This window comes from Serratia sp. CY83965 (assembly GCF_052166375.1).
Lineage (GTDB): Bacteria > Pseudomonadota > Gammaproteobacteria > Enterobacterales > Enterobacteriaceae > Serratia > Serratia marcescens.
On the sequence record NZ_JBJNOV010000001.1, the window covers coordinates 562,711 to 581,864 of the forward strand.

General features: G+C 63.2%; 21 protein-coding genes. 11 read left to right on the plus strand and 10 right to left on the minus strand.

Translation table 11 applies throughout. The annotated features are described in order from the left end of the window. The first annotated feature begins 7 nt into the window (after positions 1 to 7). A complete protein-coding gene (locus ACJ8PL_RS02850) occupies positions 8 to 769 on the plus strand; it encodes a phosphate/phosphite/phosphonate ABC transporter substrate-binding protein (RefSeq protein ID WP_016928554.1) in 762 nt (253 codons plus the stop codon). A 6-nt stretch (positions 770 to 775) separates the two neighbouring features. Here ACJ8PL_RS02850 and ACJ8PL_RS02855 read toward each other — a convergent pair whose 3' ends face one another. Then, positions 776 to 1,495 (minus strand): SDR family oxidoreductase, encoded by a 720-nt coding sequence (locus tag ACJ8PL_RS02855; RefSeq protein WP_016928553.1) that lies wholly within the window; start codon positions 1,493 to 1,495, stop codon positions 776 to 778. A gap of 134 nt (positions 1,496 to 1,629) precedes the next feature. Between ACJ8PL_RS02855 and ACJ8PL_RS02860 the strand changes: the two genes are divergently transcribed. After that, positions 1,630 to 2,541: a LysR family transcriptional regulator gene (locus tag ACJ8PL_RS02860; RefSeq protein WP_049299508.1), complete on the plus strand. Its 912-nt coding sequence runs from the start codon at positions 1,630 to 1,632 to the stop codon at positions 2,539 to 2,541. On the opposite strand, the gene ACJ8PL_RS02865 is transcribed toward ACJ8PL_RS02860, so the two are convergent. The 4 genes from ACJ8PL_RS02865 to ACJ8PL_RS02880 form a co-directional block, all read right to left on the minus strand. After that, positions 2,529 to 2,705: a hypothetical protein gene (locus ACJ8PL_RS02865; protein ID WP_016928550.1), complete on the minus strand. Its 177-nt coding sequence runs from the start codon at positions 2,703 to 2,705 to the stop codon at positions 2,529 to 2,531. The two genes, ACJ8PL_RS02860 and ACJ8PL_RS02865, sit on opposite strands and share 13 nt — an antisense overlap. Before the next feature lie 103 nt (positions 2,706 to 2,808). Beyond that, on the minus strand, positions 2,809 to 3,732 hold the full coding sequence (gene yedA, locus ACJ8PL_RS02870; protein WP_028127923.1) for a drug/metabolite exporter YedA: 924 nt from the start codon (positions 3,730 to 3,732) through the stop codon (positions 2,809 to 2,811). A 108-nt stretch (positions 3,733 to 3,840) separates the two neighbouring features. After that, positions 3,841 to 4,335 carry a DUF2878 domain-containing protein gene (locus ACJ8PL_RS02875; RefSeq protein ID WP_015377128.1) on the minus strand — a complete coding sequence of 165 codons (495 nt, stop codon included), beginning with the start codon at positions 4,333 to 4,335 and terminating at the stop codon, positions 3,841 to 3,843. A 175-nt stretch (positions 4,336 to 4,510) separates the two neighbouring features. Next, positions 4,511 to 5,164, minus strand: coding sequence for a helix-turn-helix transcriptional regulator (locus tag ACJ8PL_RS02880; RefSeq protein ID WP_049299510.1), 654 nt, complete (start codon positions 5,162 to 5,164; stop codon positions 4,511 to 4,513). 103 nt (positions 5,165 to 5,267) lie between these two features. Between ACJ8PL_RS02880 and ACJ8PL_RS02885 the strand changes: the two genes are divergently transcribed. From ACJ8PL_RS02885 to ACJ8PL_RS02895, 3 genes are all read left to right on the plus strand, one after another. Continuing rightward, complete coding sequence (locus tag ACJ8PL_RS02885; RefSeq protein WP_079449509.1) at positions 5,268 to 6,722, plus strand: MFS transporter; 1,455 nt, start codon at positions 5,268 to 5,270, stop codon at positions 6,720 to 6,722. A 133-nt stretch (positions 6,723 to 6,855) separates the two neighbouring features. Next, entirely contained in the window at positions 6,856 to 7,425 is a 570-nt protein-coding gene (locus ACJ8PL_RS02890) for a helix-turn-helix domain-containing protein (protein ID WP_016928546.1), read from the plus strand. A 2-nt stretch (positions 7,426 to 7,427) separates the two neighbouring features. Continuing rightward, positions 7,428 to 7,946, plus strand: a complete 519-nt coding sequence (locus ACJ8PL_RS02895) for a GNAT family N-acetyltransferase (RefSeq protein WP_016928545.1) — start codon at positions 7,428 to 7,430, stop codon at positions 7,944 to 7,946. A 3-nt stretch (positions 7,947 to 7,949) separates the two neighbouring features. On the opposite strand, the gene ACJ8PL_RS02900 is transcribed toward ACJ8PL_RS02895, so the two are convergent. The 3 genes from ACJ8PL_RS02900 to ompC all read right to left on the minus strand — a co-directional run bounded on the left by ACJ8PL_RS02900 (position 7,950) and on the right by ompC (position 10,926). Further along, a complete protein-coding gene (locus ACJ8PL_RS02900; protein WP_016928544.1) occupies positions 7,950 to 8,780 on the minus strand; it encodes a 5'-nucleotidase, lipoprotein e(P4) family in 831 nt (276 codons plus the stop codon). A gap of 17 nt (positions 8,781 to 8,797) precedes the next feature. After that, positions 8,798 to 9,649, minus strand: coding sequence for a GNAT family N-acetyltransferase (locus ACJ8PL_RS02905; RefSeq protein ID WP_097102526.1), 852 nt, complete (start codon positions 9,647 to 9,649; stop codon positions 8,798 to 8,800). A 179-nt stretch (positions 9,650 to 9,828) separates the two neighbouring features. After that, positions 9,829 to 10,926 carry a porin OmpC gene (ompC, locus tag ACJ8PL_RS02910; RefSeq protein ID WP_004939326.1) on the minus strand — a complete coding sequence of 366 codons (1,098 nt, stop codon included), beginning with the start codon at positions 10,924 to 10,926 and terminating at the stop codon, positions 9,829 to 9,831. A gap of 241 nt (positions 10,927 to 11,167) precedes the next feature. Between ompC and ACJ8PL_RS02915 the strand changes: the two genes are divergently transcribed. The 4 genes from ACJ8PL_RS02915 (at position 11,168) to dinG (ending at position 14,928) form a co-directional block, all read left to right on the plus strand. Beyond that, positions 11,168 to 11,824 (plus strand): glutathione S-transferase family protein, encoded by a 657-nt coding sequence (locus ACJ8PL_RS02915; protein WP_033640943.1) that lies wholly within the window; start codon positions 11,168 to 11,170, stop codon positions 11,822 to 11,824. Between the two features lie 124 nt (positions 11,825 to 11,948). Further along, positions 11,949 to 12,281: a carboxymuconolactone decarboxylase family protein gene (locus tag ACJ8PL_RS02920; protein ID WP_033640942.1), complete on the plus strand. Its 333-nt coding sequence runs from the start codon at positions 11,949 to 11,951 to the stop codon at positions 12,279 to 12,281. Continuing rightward, a complete protein-coding gene (locus tag ACJ8PL_RS02925; protein WP_016928540.1) occupies positions 12,271 to 12,663 on the plus strand; it encodes a tautomerase family protein in 393 nt (130 codons plus the stop codon). Before ACJ8PL_RS02920 ends, ACJ8PL_RS02925 begins: the two co-directional genes overlap by 11 nt. A 66-nt stretch (positions 12,664 to 12,729) precedes the next feature. Further along, entirely contained in the window at positions 12,730 to 14,928 is a 2,199-nt protein-coding gene (gene dinG / locus ACJ8PL_RS02930) for an ATP-dependent DNA helicase DinG (RefSeq protein WP_015377137.1), read from the plus strand. On the opposite strand, the gene ACJ8PL_RS02935 is transcribed toward dinG, so the two are convergent. Continuing rightward, positions 14,929 to 15,363 (minus strand): Lrp/AsnC family transcriptional regulator, encoded by a 435-nt coding sequence (locus tag ACJ8PL_RS02935; RefSeq protein WP_016928538.1) that lies wholly within the window; start codon positions 15,361 to 15,363, stop codon positions 14,929 to 14,931. Positions 15,364 to 15,499: 136 nt separating this feature from the next. Here ACJ8PL_RS02935 and ACJ8PL_RS02940 point away from each other — a divergent pair, with 136 nt between their 5' ends. After that, positions 15,500 to 16,408: a DMT family transporter gene (locus ACJ8PL_RS02940; RefSeq protein ID WP_442530802.1), complete on the plus strand. Its 909-nt coding sequence runs from the start codon at positions 15,500 to 15,502 to the stop codon at positions 16,406 to 16,408. 3 nt (positions 16,409 to 16,411) lie between these two features. On the opposite strand, the gene prpR is transcribed toward ACJ8PL_RS02940, so the two are convergent. Next, on the minus strand, positions 16,412 to 17,998 hold the full coding sequence (gene prpR, locus ACJ8PL_RS02945) for a propionate catabolism operon regulatory protein PrpR (protein ID WP_079449505.1): 1,587 nt from the start codon (positions 17,996 to 17,998) through the stop codon (positions 16,412 to 16,414). A 244-nt stretch (positions 17,999 to 18,242) separates the two neighbouring features. On the opposite strand from prpR, the gene prpB reads away from it, so the two are divergent. After that, a complete protein-coding gene (prpB, locus tag ACJ8PL_RS02950; RefSeq protein WP_016928535.1) occupies positions 18,243 to 19,133 on the plus strand; it encodes a methylisocitrate lyase in 891 nt (296 codons plus the stop codon). Positions 19,134 to 19,154 lie beyond the last annotated feature (21 nt).

A 19,154-nucleotide genomic window follows, 5' to 3' on the forward strand; every position in this document is an offset into this window, starting at 1 on the left:
TCTACCGATGTACGGCGTTGGCCGGGAGCAGGCCGAATCCTTCTGGCAGGTGTTGCGCGACAAGCTGCTGCGGCTGGGGTTGCCGGCGGCGCCGGAACGGCTCAGTTGGCCGGACGATCTGGCGCAGCACTGGCGGCGCGAGGATCTTCTGCTCAGCCAAACCTGCGGTTATCCGTTGGTCAGCACTTTGCCGCAGGTGCAGCTAATCGGCACCTACCACTACCGGGTGGAAGGGTGCGACGGGCCGAATTACCGCAGCTGGCTGGTGGTGCGCGCGGACGATCCCGGCGAGCGGCTGGCGGATTTTCGCGGCCGAACGGCGGCGTATAACAGCACCGATTCCCAGTCCGGCTACAACGGACTGCGCGCGCTGATCGCGCCGCTGTCGCTGGACGGGAAATTCTTCGGGGCGGCTATCGCCTCCGGCGCGCATTATCAGTCGCTGAAGCTGATCCGCAGCGGGCAGGCGGATATCGCCGCCATCGATTCGATCAGCATGGAACTGCTGCGCCGCGCGCAGCCGCAGGCGCTGGAGGGGCTGAAAATCATCGGCCGCACGGCGGCGGTGCCGGGCCTGCCGTTGATCACCGCAGCCGGCACGCCGCCGGAACAGGTGGAAATCCTGCGCGCCGGCGCTCGCGCGATGCTGGATGAGGCGGTCAGCGACCGCCTGCTGATCGGCGATTTCAGCCTGGTGCCGCGTTCCGCCTACCAGATTATCACCGTGCTGGAACAGCAGGCCGCCGCACAGGGCGTGACGGCGCTCTAGCCGCCGTTACAGCAGGCCGCCGCCGTCGATGTCGATCACGCTGCCGGTGACGAAGCCGTTCTCCATCGCCAGCAGATAACCCGCCGCGACGTCGGCCGCCTGGCCGACCCTGCCGACCGGCAGGCTGACGCTTACGCGCTCGAACAGCGCCTGACGCTGTGCGGCGCTCATGCCGTCGTAGGCTTCGGTGGCGGTGATGCCGGGGCTGACCACGTTCACCCGCCGCGGCGCCAGCTCCTTCGCCAGCTGTTTGCCGACCGCTTCCAGCGCGGCGTTGATGGCGGTTTTGACCAACTGACCGTTGAGGTATTTACGCGACAGCTGGCCGGAGGTCAGGGTGATCGAGCCCTGCGGCGCCAACGTCGGCAGCGCCGCCTGCACCGCGCGCAAACTGCCCCAGAATTTGACGTTGAAGTCGGCCTGCGCCTGTTCAAGGGCAGTCTCCGCCAGCGGCTTCGCGTCCACCAATGGCCCGGCGGTGATCACCAAATGGTCGAAAGCGCCGACGGCGGCGAACAGCGCATGCAGCGACGCGTCATCGGTCAGATCGGCCTGCATCAGGCGCAGCGCGTCGTTCTTCTCCCCGGCGTGAGGGAGACGACGCGAAGCCAGCACCACTTCAGCGCCGCGCGCCGCCGCCGCGTAGGCCACCGCGGCACCAATGCCGCTGGTGCCGCCCAGGATCACCAGCTTTTGTTGTTTCAGGGGGGAGTCGGGAATCGTCATGTTAAGGCCTCTTTTTAGGTAAGTTTCAACGGGATCTATCTTTCCTGATTGAAAATGAGGAAAAAAGCCCGCCTAATAGCAAACACTTGTAAATTAATATTAATAATTGATTGGGCTAAAAAGAGAGGGAGCAGATGACCTCATTTGTCGATCTCGAGGTGTTTGTCCGCACGGTAGACGGCGGCAGTTTTTCCGCCGCGGCGCGCGCGCTGGACATGACGCCGGCGGCGGCCAGCATCGCGGTGAAAAGGCTGGAGCAGCAGCTGGGCGCGCGGCTGTTGGTGCGTTCCACCCGCAGCCTGAGGTTAACGGAGGAGGGGGCTCGCTATCTCGACAGCGCGCGCCTGGCGCTGGGCGCATTAGCCGAAGGAGAGCAGGCGATCCGCGAGAAGCATCAGGGGCTGTCCGGGGTGCTGCAGATTTCCGCGCCGTCGGATTTTGGCCGCAATTTGCTGCTCGGCTGGCTGGATGAGTTCCGCTTGCAGCATCCGCATATTCAGCTGCAGCTTCTGATCAACGATCGGCAGGCCGACCTGTTCCGCGAACCGGTGGACGTGGCGTTGCGCTTCGGGCCGCTGGCCGACTCTTCGCTGGTGGCGCTGCCGATCTTGCCGCAGCATCGGCGGTTGATCTGCGCCAGCCCGGATTATCTGCGGCGGCACGGCGCGCCGCAAACGCCGGCCGATCTGCTTCGGCACAGCATTCTGGTGTATCAGCCCAGCGGCAAACGGCAGGTGGAATGGCGACTGTGGCGCGGTGAGGAGCTGGTCGAGCTGCCGCTGAACGGCAGCTATTTTACCGATGACGGCGAGGTAGCGCGGCGCTGGGCGCTGGCCGGGCACGGCGTGGTGCGCAAGTCGGCGATCGACGTGGCGGCGGATATTCGCGCCGGGCGGTTGGTGCAGCTGTTGCCGGAATGGCGCAGCGACGCGGTGCCGATCAATCTGGTCTGCCCGCATCGTTCGCAGGTGTCGGAGCGCGTCAGGCAGCTGCAGCGCTTTTTACAGCAGCGCTGCCAGCGCTGGATGGACGATCACTTGGCCTGAAGGGTTTCGGTTTGCGCCGGCGTAGCGGCGGCATCCCCGGCAGGCGCGCTTTCTTCGTGCGGGGTGGTGGAACGGGTGTAGATGTTCAGCCCGGCGAGGAATACGCCGCCCAGAGAACCGAAGGCGCACAGGGCGATGACGATGACGAACGCTTTTTTCAGCATAGGAATAATTTCGCAGGTTGCTTGGAACAGCGGGAATTATAGCCCCTTCGCCGGGTGAAACAAGAATCGTTTTTAACGGCGGCCCGCAGACCGCCCTTTGTGATCATCGCCGTTCGCAGTCGATGGCCTGCACGTTGGCCGGACGGGCGAACAGGTATTTTCCCAGCGTCACCAGCACCACCGCCGCCACGATGATCACCAGCGCCAGCCACTCGCGCGGCGCCAGCGATTCGCCGGCAAAACCGATGCCGAGCAGCACCGCCACCACCGGGTTGACGTAGGCGTAGCTGGTGGCGACCGCCGGGCGCACGTTCTTCAACAAGAACATATAGGCGCTGATCGCCAGCATCGAACCAAAGACGATCAGATAGCCCAGCGCCAGAAAGCCGCCGGTGCTCGGCATCTGAGTGAGGCGCTCGCCGCTCAGCTGGCTGGCTGCCAATAACACCACGCCGGCGACCAGCATCTCCGCCGCGCCGGCCATCGGCCCGGCCGGCAGCGAGATGCGCGATCCCAAGACCGACCCAAAGGCCCAGCTGGCCGACGCCAACAAAATCAGCAGCGCGCCGGTCGGGTTGCCCACCAGGTTGTTGCCGGTGTTGAGCAGCACGATGCCCACCAATCCGAGCGCGATGCCGGCCCATTCCAGTTTGGTGTTGCGCATGCCCCACAGCAGGCTGAAGCAGAGGGTGAACAGCGGCACCGTCGCCACCATCACCGCGGCGATGCCGGACGGCACATGTTGGTGTTCCGCCACCGTCACCAGGCCGTTGCCCACCGCCAGCAGCAGAATGCCGATGGCGCCGGCGGCCAGCCACTGCTTCAGCGTCGGCAGCGCGTGGCCGCGCCAGGCCAGGAAACTGAACAGCACGATACCGGCGATCAGAAAACGAATGCCGGCCATCATCAGCGGCGGCCACTGCGCGACGCCGAGGCGAATGACGAAATAGGTGGAACCCCAAACGATATATAACGTGAACAACGCCCCGATCAACGGCAGGACGCTACGGCTTTGTTGGCTAAGCATAGGATTGTATTTTGCGGGAGTGATTATTATTAGAACGCTCAGTAAACCCGATCGGGCAACCGATAAGCAATGGCCTTCGGCATTATTTTTCCGGCGGCTGAAAGCCGTTCAATGGCCTTGCTGTTTCCACTGCAGCCAGCTGACGGCCGGCAGGTAAATCGACCAGCCGACGGCCAGCAGCAGCAGCATGAACTCGGGCGGCACGCCGGGCAACAAGGCGTCCAGCTTCCAGGACACGGCGTAGGCGAAGGGGCCGACGGCGGCGCCCAACACCGCCAGCGGCCAGGGGGCCGCTCTGACGACGTCCAGCAACCAATACCACCAGCAGCCGAAGCCGATCCACAGCGCGATGGTCCAGAGCGGCAGGCCGTGTTGCCCGCTGTAGTGCAGCACGCCGCTGTAGCTCCACAGCCCATCCATGCCGATACCGCCCAGGGCGGCCAGGGCCGCGCCTTTGCGGCGGGCGGCAGGGGTAAAGATCAGCGCCAGCGCCGCGCCGGCCAGCAGTATGCCGTTGAGCCGATCGCGAGTCAGCAGCGCCAGCAGCCAGCAAACGCCCAGTCCCAGCGTCGCCAGCCAGAATCCGGCATGCGGCTTCTTCATCGTTCAACTCCCGTGGGGTTACTCTGCCGCTGCGCTAAGCGCCGACGGATTTGCCAGAGCGGGCGCGAGGCCCGCTGTTTGCCTGAATGTTCGTTAGTTCAACCTTAGAAGGGAAGGTGCGGGGTGCACAAGCAGAATAATCTGTACCGGTTGAAAACGTGGGCAAAAACCGGTGTTACAGGCGTGAAATCCGGTAGGCGCAGCGGCGCGAGCCGGCCAAAATGTGTTCGGCGCGCTCCACCTGCGCCTGCAGCACTTCGGTGAAGATGCTTAATTCCGCCCGGCAGAAGCCCTGGCAGACGGTGGCGGCGGCGCAGATCGGGCAGTGGTTTTCCACCAGCAGATAGGAACCGTCCTCCTCCTGGCGCCATTCGGCCATATACCCTTCGCGGCAGCGGATCTCGGTCAGGCGCGCCACGCGTTCGCGCAGTTCGGTGGCGCCGATCATCGCCTGCTTGTAGTTGATGCGGTTTTCCTGCTCGCGGCTCTCGATCAGCACGTCGATCGCCTGTTCGCCCAGCTTGTCGCGCACGGTGCGCAGCAGCTGCACCGTCAGATCCGCATGGGTATCGGGAAAGCGCGCGTTGCCGGCCGAGGTCAAATGCCACAGCTGCACCGGGCGGCCCACGCCGCGCGTTTCCGCCACCGCTTCGACCAACCCCTCTTTCGCCAGCTTGACGAACTGCTGGCGGGCCGCCTCACCGGTGGTGCCGAGCACCTTTCCTGCGTCAGAAGCTAGCTGCGGGCCGCGGGTTTTCAATAACGTCAGCAAGCGGTCACTGACCGATTGTGCGGTGCTGCCGCTATTTTCCAAGTTTATTCTTGACATATTTCTCCGCCTCGCCCTAACTTATTCCAAGATAACTCTTGTTAAATTTAACGCAATCTTATGACCAACTCAATGCCATTCCTCTGAAAACAGGACGACAACCGTGATAACCCATGACGATAGCCGCTGGAGTGACCTTTTCTCCGGCAAAAATGCGGCCAGTGCGATCGCGCTCTCGCTTGGCGTGGCGCTGCATGCCATCAATATTCTGGTCGCCACCACCATTCTGCCCTCGGTGGTGCAGGATATCGGCGGGCTGGATCTCTATGCCTGGAACACCACGCTGTTCGTGGTGGCGTCGATCCTCGGCTCCGCGCTGTCGGCCCGGTTGCTCAGCGGCTATGGCGCACGCAGCGCCTATCTGGTGGCTTCGCTGTTCTTTATCGCCGGGGCGGCGCTGTGCGCGCTGGCGCCGAGCATGCCGGTGATGCTGATCGGCCGCACGGTGCAGGGCTTCGGCGGCGGGCTGATCTTTGCGCTCTCCTACGCGATGATCAACCTGGTGTTCGAGCAGCGATTGTGGCCGCGCGCCATGGCGCTTATCTCGGCGATGTGGGGCATCGCCACCCTGGTGGGGCCGGCGGTGGGCGGCATTTTCGCCGAGCTGCACGCCTGGCGTTGGGCCTTCGGCATTCTGCTGCCGATCATGGCGCTGTACGCTGCGTTTACCTTCCTGATCCTGCCCAAGGGCAAGGCGCAGCAGGCGGCCGCGCCGTTGCCGACTGCGCAACTGCTGTTGCTGACCGTGGCGGTGCTGGTGGTGTCCGCCGGCAGCCTGGCGCACAGCGCCTGGATCAACCTGGCGGGCATCGCGCTTTCGCTGGTGCTGATGGCCTGGCTGATGAAGCGTGAAGCGCACGCGCGCGCCCGCCTGTTGCCGCATGGCGCATTGCGGCGCGGCTCATCGCTGGCGGCGTTGTACATCACGACCGCGTTGCTGGTGATCGGCATGACCAGCGAAATCTTCGTGCCCTATTTCCTGCAGCTGCTGCACGGCCAGTCGCCGCTGATCTCCGGCTATATCGCCGCCGCCATGGCCGCCGGCTGGACGCTGTCCGAGATCCTCAGCTCCGGCTGGCGTGGGGCGGGCATTCGCCGGGCGATCGTCAGCGGGCCGCTGTTTGTGCTGGTAGGCCTGCTGGCGCTGGCGATCCTGATGCCGACGCCGTCCGGCGGCCACTGGCAGGCGCTGGCGCCGATCGTCATTGCGCTATTGCTGGTGGGATTCGGCATCGGCTTCGGTTGGCCGCACCTGCTGACGCGCATTTTGCAGGTGGCGCCTGAAGCGGACAAAGATATCGCCGGCGCTTCAATTACCACGGTGCAGCTGTTCGCCACCGCATTCGGCGCGGCGCTGGCCGGGATGATCGCCAATCTGGCGGGGCTGAACGATCCGGGCGGCGCGACGGGCGCGGCATCGGCGGCGCGTTGGCTGTTCCTGGCATTCGCGCTGGCGCCGCTGCTGGCGGTATTCAGCGCCTGGCGCTGCGCGGCGATCGCGCCGCCGGGGGCCGAAACGGGCAATTTTGTACAAACCCCGCCCTCGCGCGAGAGCTAGAACGCTTCTCCTCACCTGGTGATGTTTGCGGTGATCCAGGCGTTATTCCTGCGCGACATTTTAAAATCCGCTTGCTATATCTCTAATTTGAGATTATTTCTCTTATATGGGATTTTTAAGCGGAGTATGAACGATGGATAACGGTTTGGAGACGGCCGACCTGAGGTTGGCGCAGCGGCTGGCGGATTTGCGCCAGCAACGGGCGTGGTCGCTGGAGGAGTTGGCGCAGCGCACCGGCCTTAGCCGGGCGACGCTCTCGCGGGTGGAGCGCGCCGAGACCAGCCCGACGGCATCGTTGCTGAACCGGCTGTGCGCCGCCTACGGGTTAACCATGTCGCGCCTGTTGAGCGAAATCGAAGACGAGCCGCCGGAGCTGCTGCGGCCGCCGCAACAGCCGGTGTGGGTCGATCGCGCCAGCGGTTTTCACCGTCGCTCCGTTTCCCCGCCTGCCGCGCTGTATAAGGCCGAGTTTATCGAAGCCCGGCTTGATGCCGGGGCGCAGATCGATTACGACCTGCCGTCGATTCCGGCGCTGGAACATCACCTTTGGTTGCTGTCCGGGCAGTTGGAATTGACCCTGGAAGGGCGCGTTTTCCGGCTGTCGGCCGGCGACTGCCTGCGCTACCGCCTGTTCGGCGCCTCCCGTTTCCATGTCCCCGGCGATGAGCCGGCCCATTACACCCTCGTTATCTGCAGGCCATAGCCATGATTGAATTGCAACAGTGGGACGCCGGCGCGGCGCAAAGCGCCATTGTCGACTTGGCCGAGATGCTGCACGCCAGCGTGGCGCACGGCGCCAGCATCGGTTTTGTCATGCCCTTTACGCTGACGCAGGCGCAGGCGTTTTGGCAGGGGTTGCTGCCGGCCATCGCGCGGGGAGAGCGTGCGATGCTGGTGGCGCTCGCGAACGGCCGGCCGGTCGGCACCGTGCAGCTGTTACTGGCGATGCCGGACAACGGCCGCCACCGCGCGGAAGTGGTCAAGCTGATGGTGCACCCGCAGGCGCGGCGGCAGGGCGTCGCCCGGCTGTTGATGCAGGAAGTGCAGGCGCTGGCGGCGCGTCATCGCCGCAGCCTGTTGGTGCTGGATACCCTGAGCGGCAGCGCGGCGCAGGGGCTGTACCGTCAATTGGGGTTCGAGGCGGCGGGCGACATCCCGCAATACGCCCGCGCCAGCGACGGCGGGGCGTTGGAGGCCACCTGCTATATGTACAAACTGCTGTGAGGCTTAGCGCCCGCGCCAGGCCTTGATCGCCTGTTGGCGCACCTGCAGCTTCTGTTGCGGCGTCAGCTTGTTGTAGTCGCGAGCCAGGCCGCTTTCCCAATCGCCGTACAGCGGGTTGGGCAGCACGATGAATTCGGTGCCGAACTTGCCCTGATTCTCGCTGACGAACGCCCGGCGCTGCGCATTGTCCTGGTGGTAAGTCGCGGCGCCGAAGTCGTTCAGGTTGTCGCCTGCGTACACCACGATGTCATAGCCGGCTTGTTTGATGGCGTCGAAGCGCGCCTGCTTATTGGAGGTATCGGTGCTGAGCAGCACGGTTTTTTCCGACATGCCGGTGAATCCGAGCTTCTGCATGTTGGCCACCGTGGCGGCGTATTCGCTCTGCTTGCGGTTCGAGACGTAGAACATCGTCCCCTGGTGGGCGTTAACGTAGCGGGCAAACGACACTGCGCCCGGCACCGCGCCGGCCTGTTCGGCCTGCGTCCATTGGGCCCAGGTGGCGCCGTCGTACGGCTGGCCGTGCTGCGCCTGCCAGCCGGAGTAGGCGCTGTTGTCCAACAGGGTTTCATCCAGATCGACCACCACCGCCTTTTTGCGGCCCGGCGCGGTCTTGGCCTGATCGAAGGCGCGTTGCGCGCTGTTGAACGCCTGATGCGCCAGCGCCTGGTATTCGCCGGACTGTTGGAACCAGTTCACCGCCAGCACCGACTGATCCGCCAGCCGCTGCTGGGCCTGGGCGTCGGTGTGCGGCGGCTGCGCACAACCGGCCAACGTCAGCAGCGCGACGCCAACCGCCGCGCCGAGGGTGAGTTTCCTTGCCTGTTTTCCTGCCATCGTTATCTCTCTCGGTTTTATTTTTGTGGGCTGTCCAGCAGCATATCCATCTCGAACTGGCGCAGGGGATCCTGCCGCCAGCCAAGATGCGTAAAGAAGGGGGCGGCCACCTCGGGCACAAAAACGTTGGCGGTCAGCGGCAAAGGGGCGAACTGCGCTTGCAGGGCGGCCAGCAAGGCGCGGGCATGCCCCTGGCCGCGGTGCTGCGGCGGCACGTAGATCAGGCGCAGCCAGCAGTGCTCGGTGCCGGGCATCACCACGGCGTAGGCCTGACGATTGAGCGTATAGGCTCGCGGTGTGCCCGGCAGCTTGAACAGCGATTCGGGGGCAATCAGCCAGGGCAGGTCGGTGGCGCCTTCCGCCGTCAGGCGGTGGCTGACGGTCAGCGGATCGACCGCCTGCAGCGCCGCCGTGCCTGGCGGCACTTCCGCCGGCGCCTGATGGCCGGTCAGGGTGCGCACGATGCGCAGCCCGGCGCGGTGGTATAGCGCCAGCGCGGCGTCGTTGCCTTCGATCACTTCCAGCGACAGCCGATGGTCGCCGCGTTGGCGGGCATCCGCCACCAGCCGCTGCATCAGCGCCTTGCCCAGCCCCTGGCCGCGCATCTCCGGGCGCACGGAAAAAGCCGCAACCCGGCTGTGACGGCCACGGCGGGCGATCAGCGCCACCGCCACCGGTTCATGGCAGTGGGTGACGATCAGGCTGTCGTTCAGGCTGAGATCTTCGGCGCCGAAGCGGGCGGCGAAGGTCGATCCGTCGAGCACGAAACGCACGATGTAGTTTTCAAAACAGTGGTTGAGGATGTTGGCCAGTTCGTCGCTGCTGTAGCGCAAGGCGTTGTGGTAGTCGAAGCGTCCGTCGTTATGCATGGCTGATTCCGCTCGGGGGAAAGCTATACATGTAGACCCGTTTGTTTTGCAAGGCAAGCGGGGGGATTCGCTGGCGGGGAAAATAAAAACAAAAAAGCCGGACGCAGCCGCCCGGCGAAATAAAACTCTGGGTATCAAGTGACGCTAAAGTTTGCAGTGGTGGTTATTCATTCATCACATCAGAACTGGTAGGTCAGGGCGACAACAACGACGTCGTCGTTTTTCAGACCCAGTTTGTTGTCGTCATCAAGCTGGTTGATTTTATATTCGACATAAGTGGACATGTTTTTGTTGAAGTAATAGGTCGCCGCTACGTCGAAATATTTCACCAGATCGACGTCGCCGATGCCTTCAATATCTTTGCCTTTCTGCTGAACGTAACCCAGCGATGGGCGCAGACCGAAGTCGAACTGATATTGCGCGACCAATTCAATCCCTTCCGCTTTATTGGCGAAGCCGCTAACGGAGGTCGAGTTATTATTGATGGTGGCGGTGCCGGAAATAGGCGCGATATTGCGGCTCTGCGAATAAGTCGCGGCCAGGTAGACATTGTTGTTGTCGTATTTCAGACCGCCGGCCCAGATATCGGCCTTGTCGCCTTTACCGAAGGTGCCCGCCTTTTGCGTGGCGGTGCGGTTGGAAGAGGCATAGGCGGCGCCCACGCTCAGACCGTCGATGATTTCATAGCTGGAGGAGAGACCCCAGCCGTCGCCGTTCGCCTTGCTGGCGGAGCGGCCGTCGTTTTCGTTCTTGCCCTGGTACTGCACGGCAAATTTCAGGCCGTCAACCAGACCGAAGAAGTTGTTATTACGGTAGGTGGCGACGCCATTGGTACGGCCGTTCATAAAGTTGTCGGTCTTGATATAAGCATCATCGCCGAATTCAGGGATCATATCCGTCCAGGCGCCAACGTCGTAAATGATGCCGTAGTTGCGACCGTAGTCGAAGGAGCCGAGATCCTTATATTTCAGACCGGCGAAGCCCAGACGCGTTTTGGTGTCTTTGGTGCCGTCGGATTCAGAATGGTTGGCGGCGATCTGATATTCCCACTGGCCATAGCCGGTCAGCATATCGTTAATCTGAGTCGCGCCTTTAAAGCCGATACGGACGTAGGTTTTATCACCATCGTTGCCGGCATCATCAGAGAAATAATGCAGGGCTTTCACACGACCGTAAAAATCGAGCTTGTTGCCGTCTTTATTGTAGATTTCTGCTGCCTGTGCCGCTTGCGCAAGTAAAAGTGCCGGAATAATAACGGCCAGAAGATTACGTTTCATGGGTTACCCTGCTTTATTCGATTGAAAGACGCTTATCATCAGTTGCATTGCTGTTTTACTGTGCCGCCTGATTGTTGGCGGCGGAGAATTTTTACCGTAGTAATGTGATCTATTTATGACAAAAAATTCATTTTCATGTCGAACGATTAAAAAAGTCGCGCAAAGGGTGAATTTTTTCTTCAGCCGATGGTCGGCGGCTGGTCTACAGTTACCGATACCTTGTTCCGCTGCGGGAGGAATCATGCACGATACTTATACTTTGTTCGGTACGCAGGGCTGCGGCTCGACCATCGTGGCCGCCGCGTTGGCGTTGACCGCTTTCCCCTGGGGCTATGAGGAGGTGGATTACACGCAGGACGGCCCGGAGCGCGATCGCCTGCTGGCGCTGAACCCGCTGGGCCAGGTGCCCACCTTAGTGCTGCCCAATGACGAAGTGATGACGGAGAGCGCGGCGATTATCCTGCTGCTGCACGATCGCGCACCGCATGCCGAACTGGCGCCGCCCGGCGGTTCGCCGCTGTTGCCGCGTTTTCTGCGCTGGCTGCTGTTCATCAACGCGGAGATTTACCCCACCTTCACCTATGCCGACCATCCGCAGCGCTGGCAGCCGCAGGCGGCAGGGGCGGAACAGCTGAAAAACGCGGTAATGGATTATCGCGAGCGTTTATTGCGGCAGTTGAACGCCGCCGCAGGAGCGTCTGGCCCGTGGTTTCTCGGCAAGAGCTTCAGCGCGCTGGATCTGTACCTGGCGGTAATGTGCAACTGGCGGCCGGGCCGCGCGTGGTTCCGGCAACACTGCCCGCGACTGTACGCCATTGCCGAACGGGTGGAACAGCGGCCGGAGCTGAATGCGCTGCTGAGCGCCCATTTCGACGGCGTTGCCCCGCTGGAACCGTGACATCGCCCCGCCGCCCGGCGGGGAACCCTCCCGTTTTTCTGAACTGAGACTGCCGAAAATCCCGATTTTCACTCGCCTCGCTGGCGGGTAGCGTAAGGCTATCCGCAACTGACAGGAGAGTGTGATGCCATCAAAATCCCAGGCCGGGCAACAGGCGTTCGGCGATATCGCCCCCAAGCTGGCGCAGCTCAGCGACAGCGTCTTGTTTGACGATGTCTGGCAGCGGCCGGCGCTGAGCCCGCGCGAACGCAGCCTGATCACCGTCGCCGCGCTGGTGGCGCTTAACCGCGTGGAACAACTGCCGTTTCACCTGCAACTGGCTCAGCGCAACGGCGTGGCGCATCAGCAGCTGGCTGAGCTCATCACCCACCTGGCGTTCTATGCCGGCTGGCCCGCGGCGGCGTCGGCCGTGGCGCGCCTGCGCGAGCTGGAACCGGAGGCGCCCCATGCCGTTTAGCCGCATCGCCCTGCATCAGGGCAAGTCTGCCGACTATCTGCAAACCTTGTCCGACAGCCTGCATCAGGCGCTGGTGGAGGCCTTCGAGGTGCCGCCGACGGACAGGTTTCAGGTGATCGATCAATACCGCCCCGGCGAGCTTATCTACGATCGCGACTATCTCGGCGGGCCGCGCAGCGCGGATTTCGTGCTGTTTTACATCACCGCCGGGCGGCCGCGCGACAGCGACACCAAGCGGCGTTTCTACCGACGGCTGGCGGCGCTGCTGGCGGAAAAGCTGCGGCTGAACCCCGAGGATGTGATGGTGGTGATCGCCACCACCCAGTTGGACGAGTGGTCGTTCGGCGGCGGGCGCGCCTCAATGATCGATCCGCAGGCGTAACTCGGGCTGACGTCGCCGGCGGTCTGTGGGACAATAGCGCCATCATTTCGTTTAGATAAGAGTTGAATGGCGCTCTCCTCCGCAGTTAAAGATCAGATTGGCCAGTGGTACAAAGCCCTGCAGCAGCAAATACCGGATTTTATTTCCCGCGCGCCCCAGCGCCAGATGATCGCCGAAGTGGCGAAGACGCTGGCCGGCGACTACCCGCGCCATCTGGCGATCGAGGCGCCGACCGGCGTCGGCAAAACGCTGTCTTACCTGATCCCGGGCATCGCCGTCGGACGGGCGGAGAGCAAGCCGCTGGTGGTGAGCACCGCCAACGTGGCGCTGCAGGACCAGATCTACAGCAAAGATTTGCCGCTGCTGAAGAAGATTATCCCCGATCTGAAATTTACCGGCGCCTTTGGCCGCGGGCGTTACGTCTGCCCGCGCAACCTGGCGGCGATGAGCACCGACGTTAGCCAACAGGGCGATCTGACGCTGTTCCTCGACGACGAACTGGCGCCGTCCAGCGGCGAAGAGCAGGCGCTGTGCCAGAAACTGACCAAGGCGTTGGCCCGCTTCGAGTGGGACGGGCTGCGCGATCACTATCAGCAGAGCATCGACGATCCGCTGTGGGCCAAGCTGAGCACCGACAAGGCCAACTGCCTGGGTCGCAACTGCCATTACATCCGTGAATGCCCGTTTTATATCGCCCGCAAAGAGATCGAGAGCGCCGACGTGGTGGTGGCCAACCACGCGCTGGTGATGGCGGCGCTGGAGACGGAATCGGTGCTGCCGAACCCGAAAGAATTGCTGCTGGTGCTGGACGAAGGCCACCATTTGCCGGAGGTGGCGCGCGATGCGCTGGAGATCGACGGGGAAATCACCGCGCTGTCGACCAACCTGCAGCTGGACATGATCGTCCGCCAGGTCGAGCAGTGCATGACGCAGTACCGGCCGAAGAATCCGCCGGGGCTGGCCAACAGCGAACGGCTGAAGAACCATTGCGAGGAGCTGCGTGAGCTGGTGCAAATCTTCGAGCATCAGGTCAGCGCCTATCTGCCCGGCGACAGCGTGGCGGCCGAGCACCGTTTTGAAATGGGCGAGCTGCCTGCGGAGATGGTGGAGAGCTGCGCGCGGCTGTTTAAACTGACCGATGCATTGCGCGGGCTGGCGGAGTTCGTGCTTAACGATCTTACCGAGCAGACCGGCAAGCACGACATCATGCGCCTGCACCGCGCCATCTTGCAGATGAGCCGCACGCTGGGCTATCTGGAGGCGATGAGCAAGCTGTGGCGGCTGGCGGCGCTCGACAAGTCGTCCAACGCGCCGATCTCCAAATGGGTCACGCGCGAACTGCGCGATAACGTCACCCATCTGTATTTGCACTGCGTCGGCATCCGCGTCAGCGATCAGCTGGAGAAGCTGCTGTGGCGCAAGGTGCCGCATGTGGTGGTCACCTCGGCCACGCTGCGTTCACTGAACAGCTTCGCGCGTTTGCAGGAGATGAGCGGGCTGAGCGAGAAGGCCGGCGACCGCTTCGAAACGCTCTCTTCGCCGTTCAATCACGTCGAACAGGGCAAGATTGTCATTCCGCAGATGCGCTATGAACCGGCGCTCGCCAACGAGGCGGAGCACCTCGAGGAAATGGCGCGGTTTTTCCGCGCCGAGCAGGCGAGCGGCAAGCACAAAGGCATGCTGATCCTGTTCAGCAGCCACCGGGCGATGCAGACTTTCCTCAGCTACGTGACCGATCTGCGGCTGATGCTGCTGGTGCAGGGCGACCAGCCGCGCTACCGGCTGGTGGAAGAGCACCGCAAGCGGGTGGAGAAGGGCGTCGCCAGCGTGCTGGTGGGGCTGCAATCGTTCGCCGAAGGGCTGGATCTGAAAGGCGAACTGCTGACCCAGGTGCATATTCACAAAATCGCGTTTCCGCCGATCGACAGCCCGGTGATCATCACCGAAGGTGAGTGGCTGAAATCGCTGAAGCGCTATCCGTTCGAAGTGCAGAGCCTGCCGAGCGCCTCGTTCAACCTGATCCAGCAGGTCGGCCGTCTGATCCGCAGCAACCAATGCTACGGCGAGATCGTGATCTACGATCGCCGGTTGCTGACCAAAAATTACGGTTCGCGGCTGTTGGCGTCGCTGCCGGTGTTCCCGATCGAGCAGCGCGCGGTGCCGGAGGCCGACAAGGCGCATCTGGCGGCTCTGAAATCCGCCGCCGATGCGGCCAAAAAAGAGAAGAAGCGCGGCAACCCGTTCGCCCGCAAGCGGCGGCGTTAATCAGAGCAGCGGCGGCAGGCGGCGCTTGACCGGCGTGGTTTTCACGATCGAGGTGTTGCTCTGCGCATGCTCGGCCAGCCGATCGAGAGTGTGGTCGAGCTGCGCCATCGAGTGCGCCACCAGCCGCACGATAAAGCAGTCTTCGCCGGTCACCTTATCGCATTCGACCACTTCCGGGATCGCCTGAATCAGCTGCTCGACCTTCTTCAGCATGCCCGGCAGCGGCTTGATGCGCACCAGCGACTCGAAGGCGTAGCCCACCGCCTGCAGATTGACGTTCAGGGTATAGCCCTGGATCACGCCGCTTTCTTCCAGCCGCCGCAGTCTTTCCGACGTGCTTGGCGACGACAGCCCCACCTGCGCGCTCAGCGTCTTCAACGACGCGCGCGCATCTTCCGCCAGAATGGTCAGGATTTGGCGATCGATATCATCCATAACGCCTCCGTTAGGTATTTTATTTATTATAGCTTCGAGAAAAAGGCAGTTAAGCATATTTGCCTTTTTTATGCTATGGAAAGCCGCCCTGCGAGGCCGCAAGCTATGTCTCTGGGCAAACTTCGAGGAACGCAGAATGAATGCAGAGATAAAACGCGGATCGCTGGAGATGGCGGCGGCGATGTTGATTTCCGGCTCTATCGGCTGGTTTGTGTTGATGTCCGGCCAGCCGGTTATCAACGTGGTGTTTTGGCGCTGCGTGGTAGGCGCGCTGGTGCTGCTGGCGGTGTGCGGCGTATTGGGTCAGCTGCGACGCGATGCGCTGACGCGCGCCACGCTGCTGCTGGCGATCGCCGGCGGCGTCGCGCTGGTGATCAACTGGCTGCTGCTGTTCGCCGCCTATTCCTATGCGTCTATCTCCATCGCCACCGCGGTGTACAACACCCAGCCGTTTATGCTGGTGGGGCTGGGGGCGCTGTTTCTGGGGGAACGGCTGACCGCCCGCAAGCTGCTGTGGCTGGGGCTGGCGTTCGGCGGCATGATGCTGGTGGTGCTGGCGCAGCCGCGGCAGGCGGGGGAGCAGAACCATTATCTGGCCGGCATCGCGCTGGCGCTCGGCGCGGCGTTTTTCTACGCCCTGATGGCGCTGGCGGCCAAGCGGCTGAAGGGCACGCCGCCGCATCTTATTGCGCTGATCCAGGTGACGGTGGGGGCGGTGATGCTGCTGCCGCTGGTGGATTTTCATGCGTCGGCCAGCGTTGGCCAGTGGGGGATGCTGGCGACGCTCGGCGTGTTGCATACTGGCCTGATGTACGTGCTGATGTACGGCGCGTTGCAGAGGCTGCCGACCCACCTGATCGGCTCGCTGTCATTCATCTATCCGATCGCCGCCATGCTGGTGGATCGCCTGGCGTTTGGCCACCGGCTGTCTGCGTGGCAGCTGCTGGGCGCGGCGATCATCCTGCTGGCGGCGGCGGGCATGAACCTGCTGGGCGATCGGCGAGCGCGGCTGCTGCCGGCCTCGGACGGCCGGCGCGCCGGCTGATGCTCAGTTCGGTTTTTTCAGCCGACGCCATAAAGTGGTGCGGCTGATCCCGAGCAACCGGGCGGCGGCGGCGTGCTCGCCCCCGCACCGCGCCAGGGCTTCGTGGGCGGAGACGGGCGCCGCCGGCGTCTCGGGCGGCGAGACCGCCGCCAGCTCCGGCAGCAGCCACTGCAGCGTTTCGCCGCTCGGCGCAGCGCCGGTGCTCAGCATCAGCGCCACCCGTTCCATCATGTTGCGCAGTTCGCGCAAGTTGCCGGGCCAGGCGTAATGACTTAGCGCGGTGTAACACCCGGCCAGGGCGGTGCGCAGCGGCTCCGTCAGCGGCACGTCGAGCGCCGCCAGCGACTGTTTCAGAAAGTGTTCCGCCAGCATCGCAATATCGTCGCCGCGCGCCCGCAACGGCGGCAGCTGCAGCCGTAGGGCGCTCAGGCGGTAGAACAGATCGGCGCGAAAATCGCCCTGTTGAATCGCCTGCTCCAGGCGGGTGTGGGTGGCGCTGATAACGCGAAAATCGACCTTTACCGGCTGTTGCCCGCCCACCCGGGTGATGGTTTTTTCTTCCAGCGCCCGCAGCAGCCGGGTTTGCAGGTGCAGCGGCATTTCGCCGATCTCATCCAGAAACAGGGTGCCGCCGTTGGCGGTTTCCAACAGCCCGCGTCGGCCGCCGCGCCGTGAGCCGGTAAAGGCGCCTTCCTCATAGCCGAACAGTTCCGCCTCCAGCAGCGATTCGGCGATGGCGCCGCAGTTGATGGCGACGAACGGCGGCGTCGCGCCGCGCCGGGAAAAGTATTCGCGGTGGATCGCCTGCGCCGCCAGCTCTTTGCCGGTGCCGGTTTCGCCTTCGATCAACACCGCCGCCGGCGATCGGGCGTACAGCATGATGGTGCGTCGCGTCTGTTCCATCTGCGGGGAATCGCCCTGTAAATCGCTCAGCCCATAGCGCGGCTGCAGGGTATTGCGTGCGGCGTAATCGCCGCCGCGTTTGGCGCCGCCCAGCATCAGGCGCGTCACGTCCAGCGCGTCGCTGAAGGCGGCGCGCAGGGTGGCGGCGGAATAGAGAAAAATGGCGGTGAGCCCGGCCTCTTCCGCCAGATCGCTGATGAGGCCGGCGCCGACCACCGCCTGAATGCCGGCGGCTTTCAGCTCGGCGATCTGGCCGCGCGCGTCCTCTTCGGTGACGTAGCTGCGCTGCTCCAGCGGCAGATCGAAGGTTTGCTGGAACTCCAGCAGCGCGGGCAGGGGCGTTTTGTAGGTGATGACGCCGATCCGATCGGCGGTTCTGCGCGCCTTGCTCAGCGCCTGCAGCAGATCGAAGCCGCCGGGTTTGACCAAAATGACCGGCACCGACAGGCGACTTTTCAGGTAGGCGCCGTTGGAGCCGGCGGCGATGATGGCGTCGCAAGGCTCGGTCGCCAGGCGAGCGCGGATATGCTGCACCGCCTCCTCAAAGCCGAGGCGGATCGGGGTGATGATCGCCAGATGGTCGAACTCGAGGCTGATATCCCGGAACAGATCGAACAGGCGGGTGATGGAGACGGTCCAGATCACCGGTTTGTCTGGCGTGCGGGACGGCGTGATGTGATCGCTCATGGTGGGTTACCGAATGAAAGTGGCTGCATTAGGTGTAGCCTTGTTTCAGTCATGTTTCAAATATGCCGATTGAAACCGCGATTGAAACGTTAACTGAAACGTTTTTTATCGCTTGGTCTGCCCAATGGCGACGCGAATTTTATAACTCACTTATTTTTATCGCTTTTAATTTTTTCCTCGCCAAAGTGCAACCTGGCCCGCCCCTTGCTCTGTCTGTTCCATCTAGCTAATCGGAGAGAACGTCATGACGCTGCGCTCACCCGGGCTCGCCTTTCGTCAGGCCCTGAGTAAAGAGAAACCCCTGCAAATCGCCGGCGCGATCAACGCCAACCATGCCCTGCTGGCCCAGCGGGCGGGGTTCCAGGCCATCTATCTTTCCGGCGGCGGCGTGGCGGCCGGTTCGCTGGGGCTGCCGGACCTGGGCATTTCGACGCTGGACGATGTGTTGACCGATATTCGCCGCATCACCGACGTCTGCCCGCTGCCGCTGCTGGTGGATGTCGACAGCGGTTTCGGCGCATCGGCGTTCAACGTCGCCCGCACGGTGCGCTCGGTGAGCAAGGCCGGGGCGGCGGCGCTGCATATCGAAGATCAGGTTGGCGCCAAGCGCTGCGGCCATCGGCCCAATAAGGCCATCGTTTCCACCGAAGAGATGGTGGATCGCATCAAGGCGGCGGTGGATGCGCGCAGCGATCCGGACTTCGTGATCATGGCGCGCACTGACGCGCTGGCGGTGGAGGGGCTGGAGGCGGCCATCGAGCGCGCTCAGGCTTACGTGGCGGCCGGGGCCGACATGCTGTTCCCGGAAGCGATCACCGAACTGGGCATGTACCGCCGTTTCGCCGAAGCGACGCAGGTGCCGATCCTCGCCAACATCACTGAATTCGGCGCGACGCCGCTGTTCACCACCGACGAGCTGCGCAGCGCTCGGGTGGATATGGCGCTGTATCCGCTGTCGGCCTTTCGGGCGATGAACCGGGCGGCGGAGCGGGTGTACCGCGCCCTGCGCGAGGAGGGCACGCAGAAAAGCGTCATCGACACCATGCAGACCCGCAACGAGCTGTACGAAAGCATCAACTACTATTTGTTCGAAGAGAAACTCGACGCTTTGTTCGCTCGCCAGCGCGACGAATAAGCGCCATTCACGCAGAAGCCA